16 protein-coding genes are annotated in these 15,333 nt (G+C 66.2%); 4 read left to right on the forward strand and 12 right to left on the reverse strand.

Annotated elements, in window-relative coordinates; all coding sequences use genetic code 11:
* The coding region (locus tag AC1Q9M_RS25300; RefSeq protein ID WP_492436383.1) for a DUF8610 domain-containing protein at positions 1 to 970 on the forward strand (970 nt) is incomplete at its 5' end.
* Between the two features lie 239 nt (positions 971 to 1,209).
* Here AC1Q9M_RS25300 and aceA read toward each other — a convergent pair.
* Positions 1,210 to 2,541: an isocitrate lyase gene (gene aceA, locus AC1Q9M_RS25305; protein WP_382157324.1), complete on the reverse strand. Its 1,332-nt coding sequence runs from the start codon at positions 2,539 to 2,541 to the stop codon at positions 1,210 to 1,212.
* 316 nt (positions 2,542 to 2,857) lie between these two features.
* Between aceA and AC1Q9M_RS25310 the strand changes: the two genes are divergently transcribed.
* Positions 2,858 to 3,790: a DMT family transporter gene (locus AC1Q9M_RS25310; protein ID WP_492436385.1), complete on the forward strand. Its 933-nt coding sequence runs from the start codon at positions 2,858 to 2,860 to the stop codon at positions 3,788 to 3,790.
* Between the two features lie 7 nt (positions 3,791 to 3,797).
* Here AC1Q9M_RS25310 and AC1Q9M_RS25315 read toward each other — a convergent pair whose 3' ends face one another.
* Positions 3,798 to 4,469 carry a sulfite exporter TauE/SafE family protein gene (locus AC1Q9M_RS25315; RefSeq protein WP_492436387.1) on the reverse strand — a complete coding sequence of 224 codons (672 nt, stop codon included), beginning with the start codon at positions 4,467 to 4,469 and terminating at the stop codon, positions 3,798 to 3,800.
* A 20-nt stretch (positions 4,470 to 4,489) separates the two neighbouring features.
* The gene (hemN, locus tag AC1Q9M_RS25320; protein WP_492436389.1) at positions 4,490 to 5,869 is read right to left on the reverse strand and encodes an oxygen-independent coproporphyrinogen III oxidase; all 1,380 of its coding nucleotides are present in this window, start codon (positions 5,867 to 5,869) and stop codon (positions 4,490 to 4,492) included.
* Between the two features lie 152 nt (positions 5,870 to 6,021).
* On the opposite strand from hemN, the gene fnr reads away from it, so the two are divergent.
* Positions 6,022 to 6,741, forward strand: a complete 720-nt coding sequence (fnr, locus tag AC1Q9M_RS25325) for a fumarate/nitrate reduction transcriptional regulator Fnr (RefSeq protein WP_492436391.1) — start codon at positions 6,022 to 6,024, stop codon at positions 6,739 to 6,741.
* Here fnr and AC1Q9M_RS25330 read toward each other — a convergent pair.
* The 9 genes from AC1Q9M_RS25330 to AC1Q9M_RS25370 form a co-directional block, all read right to left on the reverse strand.
* Complete coding sequence (locus AC1Q9M_RS25330; RefSeq protein ID WP_382325631.1) at positions 6,719 to 6,931, reverse strand: hypothetical protein; 213 nt, start codon at positions 6,929 to 6,931, stop codon at positions 6,719 to 6,721. The genes fnr and AC1Q9M_RS25330 overlap by 23 nt on opposite strands.
* A 19-nt stretch (positions 6,932 to 6,950) precedes the next feature.
* A complete protein-coding gene (locus tag AC1Q9M_RS25335; RefSeq protein WP_291118207.1) occupies positions 6,951 to 7,253 on the reverse strand; it encodes a nitrogen fixation protein FixH in 303 nt (100 codons plus the stop codon).
* Positions 7,254 to 7,283: 30 nt separating this feature from the next.
* Positions 7,284 to 8,657: a cytochrome c oxidase accessory protein CcoG gene (gene ccoG, locus AC1Q9M_RS25340; protein WP_444687484.1), complete on the reverse strand. Its 1,374-nt coding sequence runs from the start codon at positions 8,655 to 8,657 to the stop codon at positions 7,284 to 7,286.
* Positions 8,658 to 8,734: 77 nt separating this feature from the next.
* Positions 8,735 to 9,661 (reverse strand): cytochrome-c oxidase, cbb3-type subunit III, encoded by a 927-nt coding sequence (gene ccoP / locus AC1Q9M_RS25345; protein ID WP_444686732.1) that lies wholly within the window; start codon positions 9,659 to 9,661, stop codon positions 8,735 to 8,737.
* Positions 9,658 to 9,825, reverse strand: coding sequence for a cbb3-type cytochrome oxidase subunit 3 (locus AC1Q9M_RS25350; RefSeq protein WP_382157313.1), 168 nt, complete (start codon positions 9,823 to 9,825; stop codon positions 9,658 to 9,660). The genes ccoP and AC1Q9M_RS25350 overlap by 4 nt, the downstream gene beginning before the upstream one ends.
* A 19-nt stretch (positions 9,826 to 9,844) precedes the next feature.
* A complete protein-coding gene (ccoO, locus tag AC1Q9M_RS25355; protein ID WP_291118216.1) occupies positions 9,845 to 10,471 on the reverse strand; it encodes a cytochrome-c oxidase, cbb3-type subunit II in 627 nt (208 codons plus the stop codon).
* Between the two features lie 12 nt (positions 10,472 to 10,483).
* Positions 10,484 to 11,929 carry a cytochrome-c oxidase, cbb3-type subunit I gene (ccoN, locus tag AC1Q9M_RS25360; RefSeq protein WP_492436395.1) on the reverse strand — a complete coding sequence of 482 codons (1,446 nt, stop codon included), beginning with the start codon at positions 11,927 to 11,929 and terminating at the stop codon, positions 10,484 to 10,486.
* A gap of 81 nt (positions 11,930 to 12,010) precedes the next feature.
* The gene (gene ccoS / locus AC1Q9M_RS25365) at positions 12,011 to 12,148 is read right to left on the reverse strand and encodes a cbb3-type cytochrome oxidase assembly protein CcoS (protein WP_204735344.1); all 138 of its coding nucleotides are present in this window, start codon (positions 12,146 to 12,148) and stop codon (positions 12,011 to 12,013) included.
* A gap of 9 nt (positions 12,149 to 12,157) precedes the next feature.
* Positions 12,158 to 14,530: a heavy metal translocating P-type ATPase gene (locus AC1Q9M_RS25370; RefSeq protein WP_492436397.1), complete on the reverse strand. Its 2,373-nt coding sequence runs from the start codon at positions 14,528 to 14,530 to the stop codon at positions 12,158 to 12,160.
* Positions 14,531 to 14,641: 111 nt separating this feature from the next.
* On the opposite strand from AC1Q9M_RS25370, the gene AC1Q9M_RS25375 reads away from it, so the two are divergent.
* Positions 14,642 to 15,085, forward strand: coding sequence for a universal stress protein (locus AC1Q9M_RS25375; protein WP_291118227.1), 444 nt, complete (start codon positions 14,642 to 14,644; stop codon positions 15,083 to 15,085).
* Positions 15,086 to 15,333: the final 248 nt, after the last annotated feature.

Genomic DNA, 15,333 nt, shown 5'->3' on the forward strand with positions numbered 1-15,333 from the left:
CGTGAGCTGCTTTGCTCACAAAGCGGTGGGTCAGTATTCGATGGAAATCTCGGGTCAGAGATCGGCGGAATTCAACACCAAGGGTGACAGGTACACCTATGGCTTCGACAAGTGCCTTTCTGTGGCATCTGATCAACTCAAATTGCTGACAGGTGACGAGAAGGCGACCCTTTCAATTCTGGATGCACAGCGGGATCAAGCCGCGCACTACTACATCGACATCTCTGAAGATGTCTTGTATGTCCATGCTCAGTCGGGCGTTACCCTGTTTGACACGTTGCTTGAAAAGAGTTTCTCCAAGAGACTCGCGGACTTCTTGCCGAGTCGCGTGTTGCCGGTTTCCACTCGCCCACCGCGAGACCTATCCGTCCTGCTGAACAGTGAGCTCGCTGAAGTAGATAGGTTGCTATCCACAGGACGCCGGCAGGGGGCGCAGGCGGCGGCAAAGCTGCGCACAATCTTGGCGTTTGCTTCGGGAGCCATGCAAGAAGATGGTAGTCGCGTCTCTGAATCCGAGATTGATGCAGTCATTGCGAAGCGCAGAAAGAAGCAAGACTGGAAGGTCATCCTTCCTGAGATTGCAGCACTAACCCTCAGCACGGACGGGACAGGAATTCCCATCTCGATGAGGATTGCCAAGGATGCATCCATTCCTTTCAAAATCGCGAAGCCTGGCGAGGAAGTAGAAGGGACCGTGCTCAAGCAGGAAATTGATCCGTGGACAGTGTTCAATCTTGGAAGAGATGAACTCGCCAAGAAGCTCGGTCTAAGTGCACCTCGGACGCATGCGCTGATCTTTGAACTCGATCTTCAGAACGCGCCTGATTGCTACCGTGAACTTCGCCGCAAGAGTCAAACATTCAAGGGTTACTCTCAGAAGGCACTGCACCGCTTGCGCGACGCACTTGAATCGGTTGATATGGACGATGTTTGGGCACGTCACAAATCGAAGCTCACTGGAAGACGTTAGCGACCGCCTCCGTTCAGCTATTGGTGCGCAATCTCCATAGAGGCAGCGGACCGTAGAGATCTGGCGGCTCCATGCGGTGTTGATCTCCGAAGCTATCGCTACGTCTTCCAACCGATCACATCACGCTGCCCAAAGTGCTAGCGTTGGCTGATGACGGACATAGCAATCCAGCTTCCAGCGCCAACAAAAAAGCCACCCCGAAGGGTGGCCCTGTCTCCTCAACCCCTGATGGGGTGAGTTCAGTGGAACTGCTCTTCCTCGGTAGACCCCGTCAGCGCCTTCACGCTCGAAGAACCGCCCTGGATCACCGTGGTCACGTCGTCGAAGTAACCCGCGCCCACTTCCTGTTGGTGCGACACGAAGGTGTAGCCCTTGTCGCGTGCGGCGAATTCGGGTTCTTGAACCATTTCCGTGTAGTGCTTCATGCCTTCGCCGCGGGCATAGGCGTGGGCGAACTGGAAGGTGTTGAACCAGTTGATGTGGATGCCGGCCAGCGTGATGAACTGGTACTTGTAGCCCAGCGCGGCCAGGTCTTCCTGGAACGAGGCGATCTGCTTGTCGTTGAGGTTCTTCTTCCAGTTGAACGAGGGCGAGCAGTTGTACGACAGCAGCTTGCCCGGGCAGGCGGCTTGCACGGCTTGCGCGAATTCGCGGGCGAAGCCGATGTCGGGCACGCCGGTTTCGCACCACACGAGGTCGGCGTACGGGGCGTAGGCCACGCCACGGCTGATGGCTTGCTCCAGGCCGTTCTTGACGCGGTAGAAGCCTTCTTGCGTGCGCTCACCGGTCAGGAAGGGCTTGTCGTTGGCGTCGTGGTCGCTGGTGATCAGGTTGGCGGCTTCGGCGTCGGTGCGGGCCAGCACGATGGTGGAGACACCCATCACGTCGGCGGCGAAGCGCGCGGCGATCAGCTTCTCGCAAGCCTCTTGCGTGGGCACGAGCACCTTGCCACCCATGTGGCCGCATTTCTTCACGGCGGCCAGCTGGTCTTCGAAGTGCACGCCAGCGGCACCGGCGGCGATCATGTTCTTCATGAGTTCGAAGGCGTTGAGCACGCCGCCGAAGCCGGCTTCCGCATCGGCCACGATGGGCAGGAAGTAGTCGATGAATTCAGCGCTGCCCGGCTCGATGCCACGGCCCCACTGGATTTCGTCGGCGCGCTTGAAGGTGTTGTTGATGCGGCGAACCATGGTGGGCACCGAGTCGTAGGCGTAGAGCGACTGGTCGGGGTACATGGTTTCCGAGGTGTTGCCGTCGGCGGCGACTTGCCAGCCCGAGAGGTACACGGCTTCCAGGCCGGCCTTGGCCTGTTGCATGGCCTGGCCGGCGGAGATGGCGCCGAAGGCGTTGACGTAGCCCTTCTTGGCGCCGCCGTTGACCTTGTCCCACAGTTTCTCGGCACCGCGCTTGGCCAGCGTGTGCTCCACCTGCATGCTGCCGCGCAGGCGCACGACGTCGGCGGCGCTGTAGCCACGCTTCACACCTTTCCAGCGCGGGTTGGTCGCCCAGTCTTTTTCCAGGGCTTCGATCTGTTGGGCGCGGCTCAGTTGCTCGGTCAGGGATTGCGGCATTTGAATACTCCGTGAGGTTGATGGATCGGGGCGGCTGGCTTGCATGCAAACGCGGTGCCGTTGAGAAGACTTTAAGTCTTATAGAAGAGTTTTGGAAGCTCTTATGTCTTATATAAGAGAAAAAATTTCTTGTTGTTTTTCAACGTACTTTTCTTCAAATTTCTCAATGTAGAAATCCGTTTCTTGCATTGAGAAATTTTCTTGCGCCGCAACATTTTGTGTTTTCATATTGCAAAACAAACATCTCTCATCCCGGAATACCCTGAAACGCTTCAGGCATGATGCGACCCACTTTCGTGCACACCCGTCAAAAACCGTGACTTCCCCGAACCGTTGGTGGGCCTATGCGTGCCTGGCCTTGAGCATGTCGCTGGTGGGCAGCTATGTGGCCCTCTCCAAGCCCCTGGTGCTGGTGTTCCCTGTGTTCCTGCTGGCCTGGCTGCGCTTTGGCATCGGCGGCCTGGCGATGTGGAACTGGTTGAAGAAGCCGGCCGACGAACCGCCGATGTCGCCGCGCACGCGCGGCCTGCTGTTCCTCGAATCGTTCCTGGGCAACTTCCTGTTCTCCATCTGCATGCTGTTCGGCGTGAGCCTGACCACCGCCGTGGCCGCGGGCGTGGTGATGTCGTCGATCCCTGCGGTGGTGGCCTTGCTGAGCTGGCTGTTCCTGCGCGAGCGCATCGGCTGGCGCAGCGCGGCCGGCATTGCCTGCGCGGCGCTGGGCATCGGCCTGTTCTCATTGCAGAAGGTGGACGCCGGCGCGGTGGTGGCCGACACCAGCGGCCCGTTCGGCATCAGCAAGGCGCTGCTGGGCAACCTGCTGGTGTTCGCCGCCGTGGTGTGCGAGGCCTCTTACGTGGTGATCGGCAAGCACCTCACCGAGGGCCTGGGGCCCAAGCGCATTTCGGCCATCATCAACCTCTGGGGTTTCGCGCTGGTCACGCCGTTCGGCCTGTGGGCGGCGTGGACGTTCGACTTCTCCACCGTCGCCCTGCCCGTCTGGGGTCTGCTGGTGTTCTACGCGCTGGCCGCGAGCGTGTGGACGGTGTGGCTGTGGATGACCGGGCTCAAGACGGTGCCCGCTTCGCAGGCCGGTGTGTTCACCGTGATGCTGCCGATCAGCGCGGCGGCCATCGGCGTGTTGTTCATGGGCGAGCGGCTGTCGCTCTTGCAGGGCGTGGCGTTCGGCATCGCCCTGCTCGGCCTGGTGCTGGCCACCCTGCCCGGCCGCGCCGCGCCCAAGGCCTGAGCGTTTTTCAGAGGCACCAGAGGCCGGTGGGCTGGGTGATGCCCATCCACAGCGCCCAGCCCGAAGTGACGGCCAGGGCCAGCCCGGCCAGGCGGATGCCCCAACCACCCGAACGCGCGCCGCGCAGGCGCAGCAGCAGCCACGGCCCGGCGGTGAGCGAGACCGAGGTGCCGATGGAGAACAGGGCCATGATGGCCGCGCCTTCCAGCGCGTTGGCCGAGAGCGAAGCCACCAGCAGCGCCGAGTACAGCAGGCCACAGGGCATGAGCGCCCAGGCCACGCCCAGCACCATGGGCGCGCGCGGCCCCAGTTTCACCATGGCGGGCCGGGCGCGGCGCCACACCTGCTGCCCGAGGTTCTCGATCCAGGCCGGTTGGCGCGCGCGCCAGAGCAGCGCCGCGCCCAGGAGCAGCGCGGCCACATGGAACATGGTCCACACCGGCCGCAGCACCGCGGTGTTCGTGCCCAACCAGGCCAGGCCCTGCACCGAGCCGGCCGCGAAGGCGCCGAACAGCGCGTAACCCAGCATGCGGCTGGCCTGAAAACCCAGCAGGGCCTGCGTGCTGCGCGCACCGGCCGCGCGGCCGATGCCGGCGCAGGCCGCGCCGCACATGGCCACGCAGTGCGGGCCGCCCACCAGGCCCATGAAGAGCGCCGTGATCGCCATGGAGGTTTGCATGGTGGGCGCCCAGGCCGGCCTCAGATGATGCGCGAGAAGCGCGCGCGGTCAAGGTCGACCTGCAGGTTCTTGTCGAATACCATGGCGATGGCGCGCACCAGGAACCAACCGGCCTCGGTGACCTGGATGCCGGTCGGGCTCAGGCACACCAGGCCCTCGGCGGCCAGGCCTTCGAGCACCTCGAGTTCGCGCGCGAAGTGGCTCTTGAAGCTGATCAGGTGGCCGAGTTCGATCGACTCGAACTGCACCTCGCCCTGGCACATGAGCGCCATGATCACGGCGCGGCGCAAGAGGTCGTCGCGCGTGAGCGCGAGCCCGCGCACGATGGGCAGCCGGCCCTGGTCGAGCAGGTCGCGGTATTCCTCCAGCGTCTTGGCGTTCTGGCTGTACGTGGCACCGATGCGCCCGATGGCGGACACGCCGAGCGCGATCAGGTCGCAGTCGGGCTGCGTGCTGTAGCCCTGGAAGTTGCGGTGCAGGCGCCCCTGGCGCTTGGCGACCGCGAGCGCGTCGTTGGGCAGCGCGAAGTGGTCCATGCCCACGTAGACATAGCCGGCGTCGATCAGCGCATCGAGCGACATCGACAGCATGCCGAGCTTGTCGCCCGCGCTGGGCAGCTCGGCCGCCGAGATGCGCCGCTGCGGTTTGAAGCGCGACGGCAGGTGGGCGTAGGCGTAGAGCGCGATGCGGTCGGGCCGCAGTTCGTTCACCTGCGCCAGCGTGCGCGCGAAGGACGCGGGGGTCTGCAGCGGCAGGCCGTAGATCAGGTCCACGTTGACCGACTCGAAGCCGATGCGCCGCGCCGCGGCCACCAGCGCGAACACCTGCTCGGCGGGCTGCACGCGGTGCACGGCCTTCTGCACCGCGGGGTCGAAGTCCTGCACGCCGAAGCTCAGGCGGTTGAAGCCCAGGCGGGCCAGGGTCTTCAGGCGGTCCTCGGTCACGGTGCGCGGGTCCACCTCCACCGAGTACTCGCCGCCGGGCGCCAGCGTGAAGTGGCGCCGCAGCATGGCCATGAGTTCTTCGAGCTCGGCATCGGAGAGGAAGGTGGGTGTGCCGCCGCCCAGGTGCAGTTGCGACACGCTGTGGCCCTGGCCCAGGTGCGCCACCTGCAGCTCCACCTCGCGCGCCAGGTAGCGCAGGTACTCGGCCGCGCGCGAATGGTGTTTGGTGATGACCTTGTTGCAGGCGCAGTAGTAGCAGACCGATTCGCAGAACGGGATGTGCACGTACAGGGACAGCGGCAGGGCCATCGAGCCCGCGCGGCGCTGTTGCAGCGCCTGGATGTAGTCGTTTTCGGTGAACGCCTCCACGAACCGGTCGGCGGTGGGGTAAGAGGTGTAGCGCGGCCCCGGCACGTCAAAACGCTTCAGCAGCTCCTCGGAAATGGCGTGGCTCAAGATCGAATCTCCATCAAGGCCCTCACTGTGCGACAGAGTGTCTGGAATTCCCTTGATCCTGGTCAAAAGGTGGTGAACTGATCCGATGCCGGGGCGTGAAGTCGACACCGTGGGGGGTATGCTGTAACCTTTTGCGAATCCGGACTTTTCTAATGGACGCTCAAAGCATCAAAGTCGCCTGCTCGAGCTGCAACCTGCGCGAGCTGTGCTTGCCCATGGGCTTGAACCCCGACGAGATGGACAAGCTGGACAAGGTGATCTCCAAGCGCCGCCGCATCAAGCGCGGCACGGCGCTGTTCAGCGTGGGGGACAAGTTCACGTCGCTGTACGCCGTGCGCTCGGGCTTCTTCAAGACCTGCGTGACCACGGCGGACGGCCGCGATCAGGTGACCGGCTTCCAGATGACGGGCGAGATCATCGGCCTGGACGGCATCGTGAGCGACCACCACTCCTGCAACGCGGTGGCGCTGGAAGATGCCGAGGTCTGCGTGATGCCGTTCGACCAGGTCGAAGAGCTCTCGCGCGAATTCACCACCCTGCAGCACCACGTGCACAAGATCATGAGCCGCGAGATCGTGCGCGACCACGGTGTGATGCTGCTGCTGGGCAGCATGCGCGCCGAAGAGCGCCTGGCGGCCTTCCTGCTCAACCTGGTGCAGCGCCTGCATGCGCGCGGCTTCTCGCAGTCCGAGCTGGTGCTGCGCATGACGCGCGAAGAGATCGGCAGCTACCTCGGCATGAAGCTCGAGACGGTGAGCCGCACCTTCTCCAAGTTCGTGGAGGACGGCATCATCGATGTGAAGCAGCGCTACGTGCACATCAAGAACACCGACGGCCTGCGCCGCATCGTCAATCCTCAGACTTGCGGATGACGAGCAGCGCGGTCAGCGCGCTCGACACCGCCGTCACCCCCCAGAAGACGAAGAAGGCCACGGTGTAGACCGCCTGGCGCGACCAGTCCAGCGGCTGGCCGAACCAGTGCAGGTCGCCCGGGTCCACCATCGCGAAGACCAGCATCTCCAGCACCGCCGCGAGCAGGAAAGCCGGCCAGGCGATGCCCATCCAGTGGCGCGCCTGCACCTCAGCGCTCCGGTTGAGGCACCACCGGCGAAGCCGCGTGGTTGCGCGCCTGGTGCGCGGGCTGCAGCTTGATCAGCGCCTCGGCCTTGGCCTGCCCTTCCAGCGCCAGCGCGGCTTCGCGGTCGCGTTCGAACACGGCCTTGTCGAGCACCGGGTCGGCGTTGTGGACGGCGATGAAGGCGGTGATGAGGCTGGCCACCACCACCACCAGCGGGCCGCCCACCACCAGCCACATGTGTGGCACGCGCCACCAGGACACCGGCGGCACGGGGGCCGCCACGGCGGGAGAGCTGGATGGGTTCATGAGAGAGCTCCTTCGGGAAGATGGATCGGATCAACGCGGCACGAGGAAGGCCGCCTTTTCGGAGACGTGGATCGATTCGTCGCCGATGGCGCGGATGTCGAAATGGATGGGGTGCGAACCGGGGCTGGCGGCATCGGGCGGGATCTGCACCCGCACCGCCACCGCGCGCACCTCGGTGGAGAGCACCTCCACCTCGGCGCTGGAATCCAGTGCGATGCCGGGCAGGCCGGAGACACCGATGGCGTAGCGCTGCGGCGACTCGGTGGCGTTCATGATCTGCAGGCGGAACACGTTCTCGATGCGCCCCTGCTCCACCATGCGGGCCAGGGCGCCGCGGTCGCGGATCACGTCCACCTTGAGTGGCGTGCGCATGTAAAGGCTCAGTCCCACGGCCAGGGTGATGGCGCCGAGGATCGCGGTGTAGATCAGCACGCGCGGGCGCAAGGCGCGCCGCAGCATCTGCCGCGTGGTCCAGCCGTTGTCCAGGCCGTTCTCGGTGGAGAAGCGGATCAGCCCGCGCGGGTAGCCCACCTTGTCCATCACGTCGTCGCACACGTCGATGCAGGCCGCGCAGCCGATGCAGTCGGACTGCAGGCCGTTGCGGATGTCGATGCCGGTGGGGCACACCTGCACGCACAGCGTGCAGTCCACGCACGAGCCCAGCCCCAGTGCCTTGGGGTCGGCCTTCTTCGAGCGCGGGCCGCGCGGCTCGCCGCGCCGTGTGTCGTAGGTGACGATCATGGTGTCCCGGTCGAACATCGCGCTCTGGAAGCGCGCGTAGGGGCACATGTACTTGCAGACCTGCTCGCGCAGGAAGCCGGCGTTGCCGTAGGTGGCGAAGCCGTAGAAGAAGATCCAGAACAGCTGCCAGGGCCCGAGCGCGGCGGCCACCGAGAGCGCGCCCAGCTCTCGGATGGGCGTGAAGTAGCCGACGAAGGTGAAGCCGGTCCAGAGCGAGAAGGCGATCCACAGCGCGTGCTTGAGCGAGCGCTTGCCCAGCTTGCTGGCGGACAGGGCGGACTGGTCCAGCCGCAGGCGGGCCGAGCGGTCGCCCTCCACCTTCTTCTCGATCCACAGGAAGATTTCGGTGTAGACCGTCTGCGGGCAGGCGAAGCCGCACCACAGGCGGCCGGCCACAGCAGTGAACAGGAACAGCGCGAAGGCGCAGATGACCAGCAGGCCGGTGAGGTAGATGAAGTCCTGCGGATAGAGCACCAGCCCGAAGATGTAGAAGCGGCGCGCCTCCAGGTCGAACAGCACGGCCTGGCGCGCGTTCCACTCCAGCCAGGGCAGCCCGTAGAACACGAGCTGCGTGATCCAGACCATGACCCAGCGCCAGTTGGCGAACAGGCCCTGGACCGATCTCGGCTGGATCTTCTCGCGCGCGGCGTACAGGGACACCATCGTCTCGTCATCGACGGGGACGATGGGAATGGGGGCTCTGGGCTTGCTGGACGGACTGGTCACGTGGTGCAGATCGATCAGTTGCCGGCCGCTGCCGCCGCGCCGCCCTTGTTGGACAGGCCCCAGACGTAGGCGCTCAGCACATGGATCTGGTCCGCGTTGAGCTTGCCGGCCTGTGCCGGCATCTGGTTGTTGAAGCCCTTGGTGATGGCGCGCACCACGGCGTCTTCACCCCAGCCGTGCAGCCAGGTGTTGTCGCTGAGGTTGGGCGCGCCCATGGCGGTGTTGCCTTTGCCGTCCGCACCGTGGCAGGCGGCACAGGCCGCAAAGCCGGCGCGGCCCAGCGCGGCGCGCACCGAGTCGTGCGGGCTGCCCGAGAGGCTGAGCACGAAGTGGGCGACGTTGCGCACGTCGTCCGGCGTGCCGACGGCGGCGGCCATGGGCGGCATGACGCCGTTGCGGCCCTGGGTGATGGTGGCCTTGATCGCCTCGGGCTCACCGCCCCAGAGCCAGTCGCGGTCGGTCAGGTTGGGGAAGCTGCGCGCGCCGCGCGCGTCCGAGCCGTGGCACTGGGCGCAGTTGTTCATGAACAGGCGCTCGCCGATGGCCATGGCCGAGGCATCGCCCGCGAGCTGTTGCGGCGTCATGCCATTGAACTGCGCGTAGATCGGTGCGATGGCCTTCTCGACCTTGGCCACCTCGGCCTTGTGCTGGCCGTCGGACGACCAGCCCAGCAGGCCCTGGTACTTGCCGAAGGTCGGGTACAACAGGCCGTAGGCGATCGAGAACACGCAGGTGATGATGAAGAGGTAGACCCACCACTTGGGCAGGGGGTTGTTCATCTCGCGCAGGTCGCCGTCCCACACGTGGCCGGTGGTGTTGTCGGCCGTGGCCTTGACCTTGGTGGTGCCGCTGATCCAGAGCAGGACCAGGCACGCGATGATGCTGACCACGGTCAGCACGGCCACGTACCAGTTCCAGAATTCGCTGGTGAAGTCGCTCATGACGGTTCTTTCGTGCTGTCGGTGGTGGCTTCGTCCTGGAACGGCAGCATCGCTGCCTCGTCGAAGCGGGACTGGTTGCGCCGGGCCCAGGCCCAGGCCACGATGCCCAGGAAGGTCATCAGGCTGATCACGGTGACGGCGCTGCGCAGGTCATTGATGTCCATGTGATGTTCTCCTTGGCACTCACTTGATGGCGGTGCCCAACACCTGCAGGTAGGCGATGAGGGCTTCCATCTCGGTCTTGCCCTTCACGTCGGCCTGGGATGCGGCGATCTCTTCGTCGGTGTAGGGCGCGCCCAGGGTGCGCAGCACTTCCATGCGCTTGGGCAGGCCGGCCTCGTTCACGGTCTTCTTCTCCAGCCAGGGGTAAGCCGGCATGTTGGACTCGGGCACGAGGTCACGCGGGTTGTTCAGGTGGATGCGGTGCCATTCGTCGCTGTAGCGCCCGCCCACGCGCGCCAGGTCGGGGCCGGTGCGCTTGCTGCCCCACTGGAAGGGCCGGTCGTAGACGAATTCGCCGGCCACCGAGTAGTGGCCGTAGCGCAGCGTCTCGGCCTGGAAGGGGCGGATCATCTGCGAGTGGCAGTTGTAGCAACCCTCGCGCACATACACGTCGCGCCCGGCGATCTGCAGCGCGCTGTAGGGCTTGAGACCCTCCACCGGCTGGGTGGTGGACTTCTGGAAGAACAGCGGAACGATCTCGACCAGACCACCGACCGCGATCACCAGCACGATGAGCACGATCATCAGGAAGTTGTTGGTCTCGATCCGCTCGTGGGTGAAACCCTGGGGCTTGTTGTTGTCGGCCATGTTTGTGGCTCCTCAGGCGTGGGCGGGGTTGAGAGCGGGTATGCGGACGTCTTCCACGCGGCCGTTGCGCGCGGTCATCACCGTGTTCCACAGCATCACGCCCATGCCGGCCAGGTAGAGCACGCCACCGAGCAGGCGGATGACGTAGAACGGGAAGGTGGCCTTGACCGATTCGACGAAGGTGTAGGTCAGGCTGCCGTCGGGGTTGACGGCGCGCCACATCAGGCCCTGCATCACACCGGCGATCCACATCGCGGCGATGTAGAGCACGATGCCCAGGGTGGCGATCCAGAAGTGCAGCTCGATGGCGGGCACCGAGTACATCTTCTTCTGGCCGTACAGGCGCGGAATCAGGTAGTACATGGAACCCATGGTCACCAGGCCCACCCAGCCGAGCGCGCCGGAGTGCACGTGGCCCACGGTCCAGTCGGTGTAGTGCGAGAGCGCGTTGACCGTCTTGATCGACATCATCGGCCCCTCGAAGGTCGACATGCCGTAGAACGAGAGCGAGACGATCAGGAAGCGCAGGATGGGGTCGTCGCGCAGTTTGTGCCAGGCGCCCGAGAGCGTCATGATGCCGTTGATCATGCCGCCCCAGCTCGGCGCGAGCAGGATGAGCGAGAACACCATGCCCACCGATTGCGTCCAGTCCGGCAGCGCGGTGTAGTGCAGGTGGTGCGGGCCGGCCCACATGTAGGTGAAGATCAGCGCCCAGAAGTGCACGATGGACAGGCGGTACGAGTACACCGGGCGCTCGGCCTGCTTCGGAATGAAGTAATACATCATCCCGAGGAAGCCGGCGGTGAGGAAGAAGCCCACGGCGTTGTGGCCGTACCACCACTGCACCATCGCGTCCTGCACGCCGGCGTAGGCCGAGTAGCTCTTGAAGAGGTCCACCGGCAGCGCGGCGCTGTTGACGATGTGCAGCACCGCCACGGCCAGGATGAAGGCGCCGAAGAACCAGTTGGCCACGTAGATGTGGCGCACCTTGCGCAGGCCGATGGTGCCGAAGAACACGATGGCGTAGGCCACCCACACGAGGGTGATGAGCACGTCGATCGGCCACTCCAGTTCGGCGTATTCCTTGCCCGAGGTCATGCCCATGGGCAGCGAGACCACGGCCAGCAGGATCACGGCCTGCCAGCCCCAGAAGGTGAAGGCGGCGAGCTGCTCGCCGAACAGCCGCACCTGGCAGGTGCGCTGCACCACGTAGTAGCTGGCGGCGAACAGGCCGCAACCGCCGAAGGCGAAGATCACCGCGTTGGTGTGCAGCGGCCGCAGGCGGCCGTAGGACAGCCACTCGACGCCCAGGTTGAGCGCTGGCCAGGTCAGCTGCGCGGCGATGATCACGCCCACCAGCATCCCCACCACGCCCCAGACCACCGTCATGATGGCGAACTGCCGAACGACTTTGTCGTTGTAGACCGCCGACTGGCTGGTCCTGTTGGTCACGGACATACACATACTCCTTGCCAATGTCACTGCCGACAGTGTGCGCAGGGAGTTCCTGTTTGGCCTTGACCTAGGTCAAGCGCGCCCTCAATCGCCCTTGAGGATGCGCTCGCCTTCGCGTTCGATGTTGTCGAACTGCCCCGCCTGGAGCGCCCACCAGAACACGCCGATGATGCCGAACACGAGCAGCACGGACAGCGGGATCAGCAGGTAGAGGATGTCCATCGAATGCCTTCAGTGCCGCGCCAGGCGCAGGGCGTTGCCGATCACCAGCAGCGAACTCGCCGCCATGCCCAGGCCGGCCAGCCAGGGCGGCATGTAGCCGGCCAGCGCGAGCGGCACGCTGACCACGTTGTAGGCCGCGGCCCAGGCCAGGTTCTGCCGCACGGTGCGCAGCGTGGCGCGCGCCTGCGTGAGGGTGTTGACCACGTCCATGACCTGGCCCCCCTGCACGATGAAGTCCGACTGCGACTGCGCCAGCGGTGCCGCGTGGCCGAGCGCGAAGGAGGTGTCGGCGCGCGCGAGCACGGGCCCGTCGTTGAGACCGTCGCCCACCATCGCCACCTTCAGGCCGCGCGCCTGCAGCGCCGCGATCTCGGCCAGCTTCTGCTCGGGCGAGGCGCCCGCGATCACGTGGTCCACGCCCACCACCTGGGCCACCTGCCGCGCGGCGGTCTCGCGGTCGCCCGACAGCAGCCAGGTGCGCACACCGAGCGCGCGCAGCGCGGCCACGGCGGCCACCGCGTCGTCGCGCAAACTTTCCTGCAGAACAAAGTTCGCGATCCAGCCGCGGGCGTCGCTCAGGTGAACGGCAGGCAGGTGCTCACCGGCCACCGATGGCGGGAGGCCGCAGTACCCGGCCGAGCCCAGGCGCACCCAGCTTCCGTCGGGCCGCAAGGCCTGCATGCCCTGCCCTGCCCGCTCGGTATGCCCTGCCAGTGGAGCCAGGTCGGGCTGGCGCGCCATGGCCTCGCGCGCGATCATCCGGGACACGGGGTGCAGCGAGCCTTCGGCGAGGGCGCCCGCCAGCGCCCACGCGTCCGAGAGGCTTGCACCTTCCCGGAGGGTGACCTTCTGCAGCGCCAGGCGGTCGTGCGTGAGCGTGCCGGTCTTGTCGAACACCACGGCGTCGATGCCCGCCAGCGCCTCGAAGGCCTGCAGCCGGCGCACCAGCACGCCGCGCCGCGCCAGCGCGCCGGCCGAGGCCAGCATGGCCGTCGGCGTGGCCAGCGACAGCGCGCAGGGGCAGGTGACGATGAGCACGGCCACCGCCACCGCGAGGGCCTGCGTGTGGTCGATCTGCCACCAGTAGAAGCCGGCCACGGTGGCCGCGAGCAGCACGAAGACGAGGAAAGGCGCCGCGACGCGGTCGGCCAGCACGGCCAGGCGGGGCTTCTCGGTCGAGGCCCGCTCCATCAGCTGGACGATCTGCGCGAAGCGCGTGTCGGCGCCGAGGCGGTCGATGCGCACCCGCACCGGGCCGCCGAGGTTGAAGCTGCCGGCCACCACGCCCTGCCCTGCCTGGAGCGACACCGGGTGCGACTCGCCGGTCAGCAGGGCCTCGTCCACCATGGCCAGGCCATCGAGCAATTCACCGTCGGCCGGGAAGGCCTGGCCGGCCTGCACGCGCACGGTGTCGCCCACGCGCAGGCGGCGCAGCGAGACGGACTCATAGCCGCCGTCGGGCTTCTGCCGCTCGCAGACCTCGGGCAGGCGGTTCATGAGGCCGTCGAGCGCGCCGGCCGTGCGGTCGCGCGCCTTGTGCTCCAGGTAGCGCCCGCCCAGCAGGAAGAACACGAACATGGTCAGCGAGTCGAACCAGACCTCGGCGCCCCAGGGGCCGGTGGGGTCGAAGGTGGCGGCCGAGCTGACGAGGAAGGTGACGAGGATGCCGATGGACACCGGCGTGTCCATGCCCACGCGGCCGTGCTTCAGGTCGCGCCAGGCGCTGGCGAAGAAGGGGCCGCTGGCGAAGAACACCACGGGCAGGCTGATCACCCAGCTGGCCCAGCGCAGCAGCTGGGTGATGTCGGGCGGGATCTCGCCGGGCGCGGTCACGTACGCGGGCCACGCGTACATCATCACCTGCATCATGCAGAAGCCGGCCACGAAGAGGCGCCACAGCGCCTGGCGGGTTTCGCGCAGGCGTTCGCTGACCGAGAGCGCGTGCTGCATGGGCAGCAGGCGGTAGCCGGTGTCGCCCAGCGCGCGGGCCAGGCTGGAGAGGCGCGTGCGCGTCGGGTCCCAGCGCAGCGTGAGGCGCCGCGTGGCGGCGTGCACCTGGGCGCGCTGCACGCCGGGCAGGTGCTGCAGCACCGACTCGACCGTGTCGGCGCAGGCGGCGCAGTACATGCCCTGCACCACCAGCACGGATTCGGCACCGGCGCCCTCGCCATCGGGCGCGAGGGCGCGCGTGAAGGTCTCCTGTTCGACGGGGTCGTCCAGGACGGCGAAGTCGTCGGTGACCGTGAGGGAGCCGCGGTGGGTGCCCAGCCAGTCGGCGCGCGGTGGCCATGGCGTGGCCTCGCCTGCCGCAGGGGGCGGGACGGCGGGCGCGGGAGGGGCAGGCACGTGGCTTGCCACGAGCGCGGAGGCGGCCGGGTTCATGGTGGGAGCGTATTCCACGCCGTGCTTCGGGCCATTGACATAGGTCAACACCTGAGGCCCCTGCTTTGTTACCCTGAGGGTTCCGAGTTCAACCACACAAGGAGATCAACAATGTACAAGCGAATTCTCGTGGCGACCGATGGTTCGAAGCTGTCGCAGAAGGCGGTGGAGCATGGTCTGAATCTGGCCGATCTGACGGGTGCCGAGGTGGTGGCGCTCAAGGTGATTCCGCGTTACCCGCAAACCTATTTCGAGGGTGGTGTGGCGTTGGCGGCGGCCGAGGTGGCCCGCATCGAGAAACAATGGCAGGAAGAGGCGCTGGTGGCGGTGAATGCGGTGAAGTCGGCCGGGCAGTTGCGTGAGGTGAAGGTGAAGCCGGTGACGGTGAAGTCCGATCTGGTGGCCGAGGCGATCATCGCGGCGGCCAAGCGCAACAAGTGCGACCTGATCGTGATGGCTTCGCATGGGCGTCGGGGCATCAAGCGTCTTTTGCTGGGCAGTGAGACGCAGCAGGTGCTGACGCATTCGCACATTCCTGTGCTTGTTCTGCGCTGACGTTTTTTTTGGGGTGATACCTCGCGGGAGTCAGGGGCAGTGGGCTCTGCTCCGCGGGTGTCCCCCGGCGGCTGGTGCCGCCTCCTCCTTTACCCCGCTGCGCAGAGCCCACTGCCCCTGACTCCGCAAAAGCATCCGCGTGCCAACGTTCCGAACCACCCGCAGGTCCTCGGGGGGGGGGGGGGGGGGGGGGGGGGGGGGGGGGGGGGGGGGGGGGGGGGGGGGGGGGGGGGGGGGGGGGGGGGGGG

The sequence above is a fragment of the Hydrogenophaga sp. GW823-FHT04C09 genome, from assembly GCF_058796355.1.